The organism is Curtobacterium sp. MCLR17_040 (genome assembly GCF_003234735.1).
In the GTDB taxonomy this organism is placed as follows: Bacteria; Actinomycetota; Actinomycetes; order Actinomycetales; family Microbacteriaceae; genus Curtobacterium; species Curtobacterium flaccumfaciens.
The window spans coordinates 119,310-133,482 of the sequence record NZ_QKTE01000005.1 but is presented as its reverse complement, the minus strand read 5'-3'; the positions used below and the strand labels follow the sequence as shown (position 1 = coordinate 133,482).

Annotated in this window: 14 protein-coding genes; 12 read left to right on the top strand and 2 right to left on the bottom strand. The window is 71.7% G+C overall.

Translation table 11 applies throughout. The features are described from left to right. Positions 1-2 precede the first annotated feature (2 nt). The 11 genes from DEJ01_RS06845 to csrA all read left to right on the top strand — a co-directional run bounded on the left by DEJ01_RS06845 (position 3) and on the right by csrA (position 9,528). Positions 3-932, top strand: a complete 930-nt coding sequence (locus DEJ01_RS06845; RefSeq protein ID WP_111092574.1) for a flagellar motor protein MotB — start codon at positions 3-5, stop codon at positions 930-932. A gap of 97 nt (positions 933-1,029) precedes the next feature. Next, positions 1,030-1,908 carry a flagellar motor switch protein FliM gene (locus tag DEJ01_RS06840; RefSeq protein ID WP_084740413.1) on the top strand — a complete coding sequence of 293 codons (879 nt, stop codon included), beginning with the start codon at positions 1,030-1,032 and terminating at the stop codon, positions 1,906-1,908. Then, a complete protein-coding gene (fliN, locus tag DEJ01_RS06835; protein ID WP_111092573.1) occupies positions 1,908-2,612 on the top strand; it encodes a flagellar motor switch protein FliN in 705 nt (234 codons plus the stop codon). The genes DEJ01_RS06840 and fliN overlap by 1 nt, the downstream gene beginning before the upstream one ends. Before the next feature lie 7 nt (positions 2,613-2,619). Further along, on the top strand, positions 2,620-3,180 hold the full coding sequence (locus DEJ01_RS06830) for a flagellar biosynthetic protein FliO (protein WP_111092572.1): 561 nt from the start codon (positions 2,620-2,622) through the stop codon (positions 3,178-3,180). Continuing rightward, positions 3,177-4,013: a flagellar type III secretion system pore protein FliP gene (gene fliP / locus DEJ01_RS06825; protein ID WP_071244631.1), complete on the top strand. Its 837-nt coding sequence runs from the start codon at positions 3,177-3,179 to the stop codon at positions 4,011-4,013. Before DEJ01_RS06830 ends, fliP begins: the two co-directional genes overlap by 4 nt. 9 nt (positions 4,014-4,022) lie before the next feature. Beyond that, positions 4,023-4,298, top strand: coding sequence for a flagellar biosynthetic protein FliQ (locus tag DEJ01_RS06820; RefSeq protein WP_027465541.1), 276 nt, complete (start codon positions 4,023-4,025; stop codon positions 4,296-4,298). Further along, a complete protein-coding gene (locus DEJ01_RS06815; protein WP_071403902.1) occupies positions 4,298-5,056 on the top strand; it encodes a flagellar biosynthetic protein FliR in 759 nt (252 codons plus the stop codon). Before DEJ01_RS06820 ends, DEJ01_RS06815 begins: the two co-directional genes overlap by 1 nt. Before the next feature lie 4 nt (positions 5,057-5,060). Then, positions 5,061-6,254, top strand: a complete 1,194-nt coding sequence (locus tag DEJ01_RS06810) for a flagellar biosynthesis protein FlhB (protein ID WP_111092571.1) — start codon at positions 5,061-5,063, stop codon at positions 6,252-6,254. Then, on the top strand, positions 6,251-8,305 hold the full coding sequence (locus DEJ01_RS06805; protein ID WP_027465543.1) for a flagellar biosynthesis protein FlhA: 2,055 nt from the start codon (positions 6,251-6,253) through the stop codon (positions 8,303-8,305). Before DEJ01_RS06810 ends, DEJ01_RS06805 begins: the two co-directional genes overlap by 4 nt. Next, on the top strand, positions 8,280-9,245 hold the full coding sequence (locus tag DEJ01_RS06800; protein ID WP_111092570.1) for a hypothetical protein: 966 nt from the start codon (positions 8,280-8,282) through the stop codon (positions 9,243-9,245). The genes DEJ01_RS06805 and DEJ01_RS06800 overlap by 26 nt, the downstream gene beginning before the upstream one ends. A 4-nt stretch (positions 9,246-9,249) precedes the next feature. Then, positions 9,250-9,528: a carbon storage regulator CsrA gene (csrA, locus tag DEJ01_RS06795; protein ID WP_111092569.1), complete on the top strand. Its 279-nt coding sequence runs from the start codon at positions 9,250-9,252 to the stop codon at positions 9,526-9,528. Between the two features lie 74 nt (positions 9,529-9,602). On the opposite strand, the gene DEJ01_RS06790 is transcribed toward csrA, so the two are convergent. After that, positions 9,603-11,753, bottom strand: a complete 2,151-nt coding sequence (locus DEJ01_RS06790; RefSeq protein WP_111092568.1) for an acyl-CoA dehydrogenase — start codon at positions 11,751-11,753, stop codon at positions 9,603-9,605. Positions 11,754-11,951: 198 nt separating this feature from the next. Here DEJ01_RS06790 and DEJ01_RS06785 point away from each other — a divergent pair, with 198 nt between their 5' ends. Further along, positions 11,952-13,418 (top strand): peptide MFS transporter, encoded by a 1,467-nt coding sequence (locus tag DEJ01_RS06785; protein WP_181433121.1) that lies wholly within the window; start codon positions 11,952-11,954, stop codon positions 13,416-13,418. Positions 13,419-13,584: 166 nt separating this feature from the next. Here the strand turns inward: DEJ01_RS06785 and DEJ01_RS06780 are convergent, their stop codons facing one another. Next, positions 13,585-13,899, bottom strand: coding sequence for a hypothetical protein (locus DEJ01_RS06780; RefSeq protein ID WP_111022856.1), 315 nt, complete (start codon positions 13,897-13,899; stop codon positions 13,585-13,587). Positions 13,900-14,173 lie beyond the last annotated feature (274 nt).

Below are 14,173 nucleotides of genomic sequence, written 5' to 3'. Positions count from 1 at the left end.
CCGTGAGCGCCTACCCCCGGGGCCGCGGCCGCGGTCGCGCGAAGAAGTCCCACGACGAGGCCGAGCACCCCGACGAGCGCTGGATGGCGTCGTACATGGACATGATCACGGTGCTGATGTGCATGTTCCTCGTGCTCTTCGCGATGTCCACCGTCGACCAGGAGAAGTACATCCAGCTGAAGCAGTCGCTCGCCACCGGTTTCGGCGAGGTCGACTCGCAGAAGATCGACACCGCGAGCGGCACCGTCGTGACGAAGGACCAGGTCGAGGACGGCTCCGGCTACTCGACGGACAAGTCCCAGGCCGACCACTCGACCGCGTCGTCGGGCACGAAGGACACCAACGTCGACCCCGCGTCGACGGTGGTGCCGACGACGGCGAGCAAGCAGGACCTCGCCGAGGCGAAGCGCGAGCTCGACGACCTGACGAAGCTCGAGCGTGCGATCCAGCGCAACCTGGCGAAGGCAGGCCAGACCGAGAACGTCCAGTTCACCGTGGACGCCCGCGGCCTGATCGTCCGGTTGATCGGCAGCGAGACGTACTTCGGCACGAACAGCGCGGACCTGTCCGACCAGGCGCGGTCGATCATGGACGCCATCGCGCCGGTGCTGAAGACCTCCGCCCACGACGTCAGCGTCGAGGGGCACGCCGACCAGCGGAACTCGACCGCGCCGTACGCCACCAACTGGGAGCTCAGCGCCGCGCGGGCGACCGGGGTCCTGCGCGACCTGGTCGAGCGGGGCGGGATGCCCGGCGACCACGTGCAGAGCGTCGGGTTCGGGTCGAGCCGACCGCTGGCGAAGGGCGGCACGGACCGGGACCTCGCCCTGAACCGGCGGGTCGACATCGTGGTCCTGTCGAACGCCGACCAGGACGTCAGCGCCCTCATGCCAGCGCTGGCCAAGGCGCAGGACGGAGCACAGCAGGGCTGAGACACGCAGCGTGCGGAGCGCACCAGCGCTGCCGCCACCGCCCCACTACGGGGTACAGCACTGACGGGTGCCCCACAGGTGACCGATAGACGCACCCGTGACCGAGACCCTGCCAGCGCCCGAGGTGTACGACTTCGCGCGCCCGTCGACGCTGGCCCGTGAGCACGCCCGGGTCCTCGAGCTCGCCTTCGAGACGTTCGCGCGCCAGTGGGGCACGCAGCTGACGGCGAAGGTCCGCGCGGTCAGCCAGGTCACCTGCGAGCAGGTGGAGATGACGACGTACGACGAGTACGCCGCGTCGCTGCCCGCGCTCACCGGCATGGTGCTGCTGCCGATCACCGGCCTGACCCCGAAGGGCGTGCTGCAGGTCCCGCTCGACGCCGCGCTGACGTGGGTGTCGCACGCGCTGGGCGCCTCGAAGCCGCTGCCGACGCCGGACCGCACCTTCACGCCCATCGAGCAGGCCCTGGTCCGCAAGATCGTCGAGGACGCCCTCGACGACCTCCGCTACTCGTTCGGCGGGCTGCTCGCGCAGGACGTCACGGTCGGCGGGTTCCAGTTCAACAGCCAGTTCGCCCAGGCCGCGCAGAAGGGCGACCTGATGATCGTCGCCTCGTTCTCGATCCGGGTCGGCGACCGCATCGCGCCCGGCACGCTGGCCCTGCCGGCCGAGGCCGTCCTGCCGCAGCTCGGCGAGGCCGCCGCGCACGTGTCGCCCGCCGACGCCCGAGCCCTGCTCGACGCGCAGCTCGAGAGCGTGCCCGTGGGCGTCAGCCTGCGCTTCGCCCCGGCCGCGGTCCTGCCGACGCAGGTCCTGCGGCTCGCCGTCGGCGACGTCCTGCCGCTGCCGCACCCGCAGCACCGGCCCCTCACCATCGCGGTCGACGGCGAACCCGTCGGCACCGCCGCGGTCGGCGCGAACGGCTCGCGCCTCGCCGGCATCGTCGTCACCACCACGAGCACGGAGCAGCACTGATGACCGAAACGACCACCCTCCACACCGCAGCGGCCGAGTCGCTCGCGGCGCAGCTCCCGACGGCCGCCCCCTTGACCGCGGTGCTCCTGCCTGGAGGCGCGACACCGGTCGCGCTCGACGCGGCGACGGACGCCGTGGTCGCCTCGTTCGTCGGCGGCCTGTCGGCCGACCTGGCGCTCGTGCTCACCGACCTCGAGTCGATCACGGCCGCCGGAGGCACCGACCACGGCATCGTGGCCGTCACGGACGTCCTGCGTCCGTCGCTCGAGGCCGCGGCCGGGGTCCTCGGCGTCGGGGTGCTCGGCGAGGCGAACCGCGAGTCGGCCGCGTCGCTGCTGGCCGACCCGGACACGGTCGTGTTCGAACTCACCGCCGGTGGCCTGCCCGCCGGGTGGTTCGGCATCCGGATCCGCGAGAACGGCACGGTGTCGGCGCCCGTCGTGGCGAACCTGCCCGCCGGCAACCTCGGCCGGATCAACAACGTCGAGATGACCCTGACGGTCGAGATCGGCCGCACCCGGATGTCGGTCCGCGACGTGCTCGGCATGGAGCCCGGCGCCGTCGTCGAGCTCGACCGCAGTGCCGGTGCCCCCGCCGACGTCCTGCTGAACGGCCGCCTCATCGCGCACGGCGAGGTCGTCGTCGTCGACCAGGACTACGCGGTCCGGATCACCCGCATCCTCGACGTCGCCGAAACGGTCTGACCCGCGCGTGGACACCCTCGTCGTCACCCTCCGCGTCGCGCTCTCGCTCGGCGTCGTGCTCGCCCTCATGTGGGTGCTGCACCGCGCGAGCCGCAAGCGCTTCTCGGGCAAGCCGTCGGGCCGCCGTGCCGCGACCGTCGAGGTCGTCGGTCGGCAGGGCATCGGCGGCAAGGCGAGCGTCGTCGTGGTCGACGTCGAGGGGGAGCGGCTCGTGCTCGGCGTGTCCGAGCACGGGGTCAACCTGCTCACCAGCGGGCAGGCGCCCGCGCCGGAACTCACCATCGTGACCGGACCGGTGGCGCTGCCGGTGCGTCCCGCCCCGTCGGCCGACGCGTTCGGTCGGGAACTCGCGCAGCAGTCGGACGCCACCACGGGCCTCCCGGCAGACGCGGACGACGTGACGCGCACGACCGACGCGACCAGCGCCGTCGCGCCGCTGCCGATGCGCCCGCGCAACCGTCGCCCGCAGCGCGCCGTGCCGAGCGCGCAGCAGCTGCAGGGCTCGATCCTGTCGGTCGACACCTGGCGCCAGGCCGCCGCTGCGCTGCGGAACCGGCGGACCGGGTGAGGGCGGCAGGGCCGCACCGGCTGGCACGGTCGGGTCGACTCGTCGCCCTCGTCCTGCTCGGCCTGGCGGTCGTGGCCGGGTTCCTGATGCTCACGACGACCGGTGCGCACGCCGCCGGTGTCGTCGAACCCACCGCCCCGGCGACCCCGACCGCCCCCGCGACCGGTGACTTCAGCGTCAGCGTGAACGGCCCCGACGGCACCCCGTCGTCGGCCGTGGTGACGCTCATCGGCATCACGCTGCTGAGCGTCGCACCCGCGCTGATGCTCATGATGACGTCGTTCACGAAGATCTTCGTCGTGCTCGCGATGACCCGGAACGCGCTCGGGCTGCAGTCCATCCCGCCGAACCAGGTGATCGCCGGACTGGCGCTGTTCCTGTCGCTGTTCGTGATGGCACCGGTGCTCGGGCACATCAACGACGACGCCCTGCAGCCCTACCTGGCCGGGCACCTCGACTTCAACCAGGCCGTCGAGATCGGCACGAAGCCCCTGCGGACCTTCATGCTCCACCAGACCCGCGACGAGGACGTCGCCCTGATCACCCGCGCCGCCGGGCTCGACAACCCGAAGTCGATGGCGGACGTGCCGATGACGACGGTGATCCCGGCGTTCATCATCTCGGAGCTCCGCAGCGCGTTCATCATCGGGTTCGTCATCTTCATCCCGTTCCTGGTGATCGACCTCGTCGTCTCCGCGGCCCTGATGTCGATGGGCATGATGATGCTCCCGCCGGTCATGATCTCGCTGCCGTTCAAGATCCTGCTCTTCGTGCTGGTCGACGGCTGGGGCCTCATCATCACGTCGCTCATCGAGAGCTACCACGTTGTCTAGGGGGCACGCATGAACCAGCAGGCAGTCATCGACCTCGTGCTCCAGGCGCTCCTGGTGTCCGGCAAGCTCGCCGCCCCGGTGCTCATCACCTCGCTCGTCGTCGGCTTCGCGATCTCGCTGTTCCAGTCGGTGACGCAGATCCAGGAGGTCACGCTCTCGTTCGTGCCGAAGGCCGTCGCCGTCGCGATCGCCCTGGTGGTCTGCGGCAACTGGATGATCTCGGAGATGATCGCGTTCACGCACGTCGCCTTCGACATGATCCCGAAGCTGCTCGGGGCCGGTTGATGGAGCTCAGCATCGACGCCGACCGTCTGGAGGCGACCATGCTCGCCGGCGTCCGGCTCGTCGCGTTCTTCGTCATCGCGCCGCCGTTCTCGTACCGGGCGTTCCCCGGCACCGTCAAGGTGATCCTCGGGCTGGGCCTCGCCATCGGCGTCGCCCCGCGCGTCGCCGTCGGCTACGAGTCGCTCGACACGGGGCCGTTCCTGCTCGCCCTGCTCACCCAGCTCGTCGTCGGGCTGTCCCTCGGGTTCCTGGTGTTCCTGGTGTTCGCCGCCGTGCAGTCGGCGGGTGCGCTCATCGACCTGTTCGGCGGGTTCACGCTCGCGCAGGCGTTCGACCCGCAGTCCCAGGTCAACGGCGCCCAGTTCACCCGCCTGTTCCAGATGACCGCGCTCGCGCTGCTCTTCACCTCGGGCGGCTACCAGCTCATCGTCGGTGGCCTGGTGCGGTCGTTCGACGCCGTGCCGCTCACCGGCACCTTCGCGGTGGACGGGCTCGCGTCGATGCTCGTGACCGCGATGTCGCAGATGTTCCTCGCCACCCTGCAGATCGCCGGCCCGCTCGTCGTCGTGCTGTTCCTGGCCGACGTCGGCCTCGGGCTGCTGACCCGCGTGGCACCGGCGCTCAACGCGTTCCAGATGGGCTTCCCGATCAAGATCGGGCTGACCGTCCTGTTCGCCGGCGCGCTCTTCATGGCCCTGCCCTCGGTGGTGTCGTCGCTGACCGGCGACGCCGTCGAGGCGATCACGGGACGGGGGTGACGACGTGTCCGACAGCGGAGAACGTTCCGAACAGGCAACCCAGCAGCGGATGCGCGAGGTCCACGAGAAGGGCCAGATCGGCCGCTCGCAGGACCTGGGCGCGTGGATCGGGATCGCCGTCGCGGCGCTCATGATCCCGGCCGCGATCGGCAACGCCGCGGCCGCCGGACAGGACCAGCTGCTCGCCGTGCAGCGGGTCATCGAGGACCCCGAGCTCGGTGCCGTGCAGGCCCTGCTCGCCGACGCCCTCGGTTCGATGGGTGCGACCCTCGGCCCGATGCTCGCGGTCGTCGCGGTCGCGGTGCTCGCCGCCGCCGTCACCCAGGGCGGGGTGCACTTCCGCAAGATGACGCCGCAGCCCGACCACTTCGATCCCGTCGCCGGGCTGAAGCGCGTGTTCGGCACCCAGGCGCTCTGGAACGGGGCGAAGGCGCTGCTGAAGACCGCCGTCGTCGGGCTCGTCCTGTGGTTCGCGGTGCAAGGGCTCATGCCGGTCCTGATGACGAGCGGCTCGCTGCCGCTGTCGGCCGTGCTCGAGGCCGCCGCCGCCGGGTCCGGCACCCTGCTGCGCGCCGCGATCGTCGCCGGGCTCGTCCTCGCAGCCCTCGACGTGTTCGTGGTGATCCGCCGCAACCGGAAGCGCACGATGATGACCAAGCGCGAGGTCAAGGACGAGAACAAGCGGAGCGACGGCGACCCGCTGGTGAAGTCGCAGCGTCGCTCCCGTCAGCTCGCGATGAGCCGCAACCGGATGATCCAGGCCATCGGCACCGCGGACGTCGTGATGACGAACCCGACCCACTACGCCGTCGCGATCAAGTACGAGCCGGGGAAGTCCGCGCCCCGGGTGGTGGCGAAGGGGGCCGGTCCGGTCGCCGACGTGATCCGCGCCCGTGCCGAGGAAGAACGCGTGCCGATCGTCCGCGACGTCCCGCTCACCCGGGCGCTGCACGCCGCGTGCGAGCTCGGGCACGAGATCCCCGTCGACCTGTACACCCCGGTGGCCCGCGTCCTGTCCTTCGTGATGGCGCTCAAGGCCCGCGGCACCGCCTCCGGCACGCACGCGCCGCCACGGCCGACCACCCCGGACGAGGTCGCGAGCGTCATCGACCCCGCCACCCTGACCGGTGACCTCCGCCCCCGCAGGCTCCGCACACCGCGCACCGCAGAGAACCAGACCGAAGGACTCCCCGCATGAACCGCAAGGACCTGCCGAAGCTCGTCGTCCCGGTGTTCATCGTCGGCATCATCCTGCTGCTGATCCTGCCGGTGCCGTCGTTCCTGCTCGACTTCCTGATCATCATCAACATCCTGCTGGCGCTGGTGATCCTGCTCACGACGCTCTTCGTGAAGAAGCCGCTCGACTTCTCGGTGTTCCCGTCCCTGCTGCTCGTCGCGACGCTGTTCCGGCTCGGCCTCAACGTGGCGTCCACCCGGCTGGTGCTCGGCGAGGGCTTCGCCGGTGACGTCATCCAGGCGTTCGGCCACGTCGCCGTCTCCGGGTCGATCATCATCGGCGCGGTCATCTTCCTCATCCTCATCGTCATCCAGTTCGTCGTGGTGACGAAGGGTGCCGAGCGCGTCGCCGAGGTCGGGGCACGCTTCACCCTCGACGCGATGCCGGGCAAGCAGATGGCGATCGACGCCGACCTGAACGCCGGGCTGATCACCGACCAGGAAGCCAAGGAGCGCCGCGCCGCGGTGTCCGCCGAGGCCGACTTCTACGGCGCGATGGACGGTGCGTCGAAGTTCGTCAAGGGCGATGCGATCGCCGGCATCCTGATCATCATCATCAACCTGATCGGCGGCATCGCGATCGGCATGCTGCAGAACGGACTGTCCGCCACCGACGCACTGTCGAAGTACGGCATCCTGACGATCGGTGACGGCCTGGTCACGCAGATCCCGGCGCTGCTCATGGCGGTGTCCACGGGCATGATCGTCACCCGGTCCGGTGCGGAGTCCGAGATGGGGTCCTCTGCCGCGACCCAGCTGTCGCAGTCGCGGAACGCCCTGATGATCGCCGGTGTCGCCGCGATCGCGATGGGCTTCATCCCCGGCATGCCGATCCTGCCCTTCCTGCTCGTCGGCGCGACCCTGCTCTTCACGGGCTGGCGCATCGGCCGGAACGCCGCCCGGGCCGAGGCCGACGCCGCCCAGCAGCAGGCACTCGCGGCCGCCGCACCGACCGGCGACACCCCGGAGGACCTGCTCGAGCAGATGCGCGTGCACGCCCTCGAGATCCTGCTCGCCCCCGACCTGGTCGACATGGTGTCCGGCGCCTCCGACGACCTGCTCGGCCGGGTGCGCGCCCTCCGCCGCAAGATCGCGATCGACATGGGCATCGTCGTCCCGCCGGTCCGCACCCGCGACTCGATCGACCTGCCGCCGTCGACCTACGCCATCCGGATCGCCGGCGTCGAGGCGGGCCGGGGCACCGCGCCCGCCCGCAGCGTCCTGGCGCTCGGCGACCACCTGGACGGCCTGCCCGGCACCTCGACCGTCGAGCCGGTGTTCGGCCTGACCGGCAAGTGGGTGCCCGCCGAGCTCCGGCACGCCGCCGAGATGACCGGCGCGACCGTGATCGACCGGGTCTCCGTGCTCGTCACCCACCTGCAGGCGGTCATCGGCGACAACGCCGCGCGCCTGCTCACCCGCGAGGACGTCAAGGTCCTGACCGAGGGCGTCAAGCAGGTCAACCCCGCCGCGGTCGAGGAGCTCGTCCCCGGCATGCTCTCGATGGCCGAGCTGCAGCGGGTGCTGCAGGGCCTGCTCGCCGAGCGCGTGCCGATCAACGACCTCGGCCGGATCTGCGAGGCCCTCACGCTCCGCGCCAAGGTGTCGACCGACCCCGAGGGGCTCGTCGAGTCCGCCCGTGCGGCCCTCGGCCCGGCCCTCGCCGCCCGGCACACCGACGCCGGCACCCTGCGCGTCATCATGATCGACCCGATGCTCGAGCAGTCGATGCTCGAGGGGCTCCGGCCGTCCGAGCAGGGCAGCCAGATCGTGCTCGACGCGCACCGCATCGAGCAGGTCCTGGGCTCCGTCCGCGACGCCGTGCGCTCCGTGGAGGACCAGGGGCTCTCGGCCGTCCTGGTCTGCGCCCCGCAGCTCCGCCCGGCCGTGCACCGCATGGTCGCCGCCCAGTCGAACGGGCTCCCGGTGCTGTCGTACCAGGAGGCCACCGCGGCGGGCTCCACCATCGAGACCGTGGGAGTGGTCCGTGCCGCCGACCCGATTGCAGCGTAGCGGCGCCACGCTCGAGTCCGTCCGCGACGCGGTCCGGACCGAGTTCGGTGCGGGTGCGCGGATCGTCGCGGCCGAACGCGTGACCACCCCGGGCTTCGGCGGACTGTTCCGCAAGGCGCACGTCGAGGCCACCGTCGAGGTGCCGGAACCGGGGGACCAGCCCACCGCCCGGGTCGTCATCGCCGACTCGCCCGTGCAGCGCGTCGGCATCGCCGCGCTGCTCGCCGACGCCGAGGCGGCCGAGGCCCGCATCGCCGGCACCGACGGCACCGCGACGACGCGGGCCGACGCCTTCGCGTCGGTGCTCGACGGGTTCCAGGCGGACGGGATCACGCCGAGCGCCCCGCGCCCGACGCGCGCGCCGGCCGAGCCGGACGCGCCCACCGGGGTCGACCCGCGCCTCCAGGCCGCCGCCGACGCGCAGACGGTGGCCGACACGCAGGCGGTGGCCGTCGCGCAGCCGGTCGTCGAGACCCGGTCGGGAGGCCCGTCCCGCGTCCTCGACGCGCCCTCGCCTGCACCGGTGGGCCGGCCCACTGCACCGGCCGTGCGGTCTGCGGACGGCGACCTGGTGCTCCTGGTCGGGCGGCCGAACGACGTCGACGCCGCCGCCGGACTCTTCGCGGTGCGGCACGCGCTCCGCCCGACGGACGCCGCCGACCGCCGTGCCGCGATCCTGGCGCGGGCCGACGGTGTCCGGGACGGTCACGCGGTGCTCGCCGTCGCCGCGTGGGACGACCGGGCGACCGGCGACGCGCTGCAGGCCGACCAGGTGTGGGTCGTGGTCGACGTCGGGCGGAAGCCCGAGGACTCGGCCGCGATGGTGTCCGCGGTGGCCTCGCGGCTGCCCGTGGTCGGTGTCGTGGCGATCGGTGCGGCGGAGACCGCCACGCCCGGATCGGTGGACCTGCTGGGGCTCCCCGTCGTGTCGCTAGGCTGAACGGGTGCTGGTACTCACGCGGAAGGTCGGCGAGCGGATCCTCGTCGGCGACGACATCGTCATCACGGTGCTCGACTCCCGGGGCGACGGCGTCCGGATCGGCATCGACGCCCCGCGCGGTGTGAAGATCCAGCGCGAAGAGGTCGTGCGTGCGGTCGCCGAGGCGAACGCCGAGGCCGCCGCTGCCGGTGACGACGCCGAGGCGCAGCTGCGCGCGGCGCTCGGGGCACGTGGCGGGGCTGCCGCCGACAGCTCGACTCCGTCGGGACCGACCGACTCCTAGCCGCCCGACGCAGCCACGCCCGTCACGGCTGCGGCTGCGGCTGCGCGACCGTCACGGGCGCGGCTGCTCGTCGATCACGGACGGGGCTTCTTCTCCTGTTCGGGCAGCCGGCCGGCGGCGGCCTCGGCGGCGAACCAGGCGCGGGCCTCGTCCTGTCGGGCCTGCTCGGCACCGAGCGCGATCGGCGCCCGGACGTGACCGGGCTCGTACCCGAAGGTCTCGATCAGCTGCGGCACGATCGGTCGGACCCGGGCGACGAGCCGGTCGATGTACGTGGACACCGCACGGGCCCGCTGCGCCGACAGTCGGCCGTGCAGCAGGTACCAGTCCAGGTGCTGCTCGAGCAGGCCGAGCGCGAACAGGTCGCGCAGCCAGACGAGCACGCGGCGGGTGTCGCCCTCGGTGACCTCGTCGAGCGCCTCGGTGAAGGCGTCCCACTGCATGAGCTCGGCGTGTGCCTTCGACGCCTCGATGAGCTCGTGCTGCGAGCGGTTCAGCAGTCGGGCGGCGCGGGCGCGGTCCTTGCCGGCCGACGCCAGGCGCATGCCGATCTCGGCGACCATGGTGTCGACCCGACCGGCGAGCAGCTCGCGCTGCGTGCGGGGGTCCTGCAGGTCGGCGACGCTGGCGGCCAGGGACCCGCGGTCGGCCACGGTCTGGCCGAGGCGGCGGATGCCGGACGCGTCGGCCAGCTTCGACGCCGCGACGGCCGCCACGAACTTCGCGGTGGACGCCGGGTCCTTCGGGGCCTTCGCGCGGAACTCGGTGAGCAGGCGCTTGCCGACGAGCTGCAGCAGCACGGTGTTGTCGCCCTCGAACGTCACGTAGACGTCGAGGTCGGCGCGGAGCCCGGTCAGACGGTTCTCGGCGAGGAACCCGGCACCGCCGCAGGCCTCGCGGGCCTCCTGCAGGGTGTCGAGCGCCGACCACGTCGACATCGACTTGAACGCCGCGGCCTGGGTCTCCAGGTCCTCCCGGCGCTCCGGGGTGTCCTCTCGCCCGCTGAAGACGTCGTCGAAGGTGCGCAGGAGCTTCTCGTGCGCGAACGACTGCGCGAACACCGTCGCCAGGCGCGGGATGAGCCGGCGCTGGTGCCGGCCGTAGTCGAGCAGCACGCCCTCGGTGCCGTCACCGGTGGGGAACTGGCGGCGCTGCATGGCGTAGGTCAGGGCGATCTGCAGCGCGATCTTCTGGGCGACGACCGCGGCGCCGTCGAGCGACACCCGGCCCTGCACCAGGGTGCCGAGCATCGTGAAGAACCGGCGGCCGGGCGAGGCGATCGGTGACGAGTAGGTGCCGTCCGCGGCGACGTCGCCGTAGCGGTTCAGCAGGTTGGTGCGGGGGACCCGGACGTGGTCGAACGCGAGCCGGCCGTTGTCGATGCCGTTCAGTCCGCCCTTGGGGCCGTCGTCCTCACCACTGACGCCGGGCAGGAACGCCCCGTCGGCGTCGCGGAGCGGGACGTAGAACGCGTGCACGCCGTGGTCGACACCGGCGGTCACGAGCTTCGCGAACACGACGGCGGCGTGCCCGTGCAGGGCCGCGTTGCCGATGTAGTCCTTCCACGCACCGCGGAACGGCGTGTGGATCTCGAACTCCTCGGTCGCGGGGTCGTACGTGGCCGTCGTGGCGATGCTCTGGACGTCCGAGCCGTGGCCGGTCTCGGTCATCGCGAAGCAGCCGGGGATCTCGAACGAGACGATGCCCGGCAGGAACTCGCGGTGGTTCGCCTCGGTGCCCAGGTGGTGCACGGCGGACCCGAACAGTCCCCACTGCACCCCGGCCTTGATCTGCATCGACGGATCGGCGACGACGAGTTCCTCGAACGCCGCCAGGTTGCCGCCGTGGTTGTCCTGGCCGCCGAACTCTGCGGGGTAGGGACGCTGGATCGCCCCGGCGTCGACCAGGGTCCGGAGCTGCTCGAGCACGCGTGCCCGGTGCTCGGGGATCGGCTGGCCCTCGATCTTCTGCATCGCGGGGTCGAGCGCGAGCCGCCGGGAGATCCGGCGGTCCTCGGCCCAGCGTCCGAGCAGGAGCTCCTGCACCAGCTCGACGTCGATGCGGACGTCGGTGTCCGTGCCGGCGGTCGGGGTGCCCGCTGCCGGGTCGCCGGCGGCGTCGGCGTTCGGCGCGGCGTGCTGCGAGGCGTTCTGCGCGTCGACGTCCGGCGCGGTGTCGCTGCCGCTGGCGGGGGTGGTGCGCTGGGCGGGTGCGGTGTCGACCATGGGCGGAGTCCTCCTGAACTGCGGTGTCCGTGTTGCACCGTCCACGCTAGACACCCCTGCCGACAGTGGCGGGAACGCCGTGCGGGCCGCACAACCCCGTGTCGTCGGTGCCGTCACGAGGTCGTGGGAACCCTCCAAAGACATGAGCGGGGTTCGACGATTGGGCGTGCCCACCCCGCCAGGGGCAGACTGGCCGCCATGTCACGTACCACCCCCGCGGACCGCGAAGGCCGTCCCGGACGCACCTTCTTCGGGCAACCGTTCGAGCTCTCGACACCGTTCGCCGTGGAGCTCTGGGAGCGGTTCTCGTTCTACGGGATGCAGGGCATCGTCCTCATCTACATGTACTACACGGTCACGCAGGGCGGCCTGGGGATCGACAAGGGCATCGCCACCGGCATCATGGGTGCCTACGGCGGCGCGGTCTACCTGTTCACGATCATCGGGGCGTGGATCGCCGACCGGCTGATCGGTGCGGACCGGACCCTGTTCGGCAGCGCGATCGTCGTGATGCTCGGGCACATCGCCCTCGCGCTCATCCCCGGCGTGGCCGGGGTCGGGGTCGGCCTCGTGCTCATCGCGCTCGGCTCCGGCGGGCTCAAGGCCACCGCCACCACCATCGTCGGAGGCTTGTACAGCCGCGAGGACCCGCGCCGCGACGCCGGCTTCTCGCTCTACTACCTCGGCGTGAACCTCGGGGCGTTCTTCGGACCGCTGCTCACCGGGCTGCTGCAGAGCTCGCTCGGCTTCCACTGGGGCTTCGGCCTCGCCGCCGTCGGCATGGCGGCGGGCCTGGTGCAGTACGCGATCAGGCGGAAGAAGCTGCCCGAGGTCGTCCGCCACGTGGCGAACCCCGTCGACCGCCGGCGTCTGCCGCTCATCGGAGCCGGCGTCGTCGTCGCGCTCGTCGTCATCGTCGTCGCCGTGCTGACCGGCCTGCTCAACGTCGGCAACCTGCCCACCGTCGTGGTGGCGGTCGTCGTGCTGGCCACCATCGGCTACTTCGTGGTCATCCTGTCGAGCGGCATCACCCGTGACGAGCGGTCGCGGGTCTTCGCGTTCATCCCGCTGTTCATCGGCAGTGCCGTGTTCTGGTCGCTGTACCAGCAGCAGTTCACCGTCGTGACGGTCTACTCCGACGAGCGTCTCGACCGCTCGCTGTTCGGCTGGGAGATGCCGGTGTCGTGGGTGCAGTCGATCAACCCGGTCTTCATCATCGTGCTGTCCGGCGTCTTCGCGGCGCTGTGGACCAAGCTCGGTGACCGCCAGCCGTCCACCCCGACGAAGTTCGCCCTCGGCACCGGGATCATGGGGCTCGCGTTCCTGCTCTTCCTGCCGTTCACCGGCTCGGGCGAGAACGGCACGCCGCTGCTGGCGCTCGTCGGCATCCTGCTGGTCTTCACGCTCGCCGAGCTGCTGCTCTCGCCGGTCGGCCAGTCCGTCGCCACGAAGCTCGCACCGCCGAAGTTCCAGACCCAGATGGTCGCGCTGTTCTTCCTGTCGGTGTCGCTGGGCACCGCCGTCACCGGGGTGCTGTCCCGCTACTACGACCCGGCGAACGAGGCCCCGTACTTCACGATCCTCGGTCTGGTCGCCGTCGTGGTGGGCGTGGTCCTGCTGCTCCTGGCCAAGCCGGTGCTGCGGCTCATGCGCGGCATCCGGTAACCTGAGCGGAGCCACACGCCGACGCAACCAAGGAGTCACCACCCATGCTCGAACTCATCGCAGGGATCATCATCGGCGTCGGCGTCCTCGGTGGCGTCGGGTGCTGCATGGCCGTCGCGGCCATGATGAAGAGCGGCTCCGAGGAGTACTGAGTCCCTGACCCGGACTACTCGCCGCTGTCGGTCGTGACCGGCACCAGCTGACGACTCAGGACGGTCGCGCGCTCGAAGGGGCCGCGGCCGTCCTTCGTGTACGCGGGCTCATCGAAGGCGACGGTCCACGTGCGCTGTGTCCCGCCGATCTGACTCCCGCCGGGTGCCACGATCACCCCGATCGGCTCGTCGGCCCACTGCTCGCCACCGCGATCGGTGTCGATGACCTGCACGAGGGCACCGATGCCGAGACCGGGAGCGTCGTCGGGGCGGGGACTGGGGGAGCGGCGGCGTCCGAACACGCCATCACCGTAGCGGCGAGTGGTCATGGAACGTCTGTGCGGCACCTGGCGACACGCTGACGGCCCGGCCGCCGGGTGCTCAGGACGCCCCGCCCGCGGCGCGTCGAGTGGTCACGAACTGTCGGCTGCGGCGCCGCCAGGCGACGCGTCGTGACCGCTCGGCGGAGGTGAGCGGGGTGTTGCGACCGGCGGAAGGGCGGCCGGGAGGCCCGTGGCGGCCCCGCACCGCGCCTCCAGGCCGCTGTCGGTCGCGTCCAGAGCGCGGGCCGGGTGGTCAGGACACCCCGCCTGCCGCGCGTCG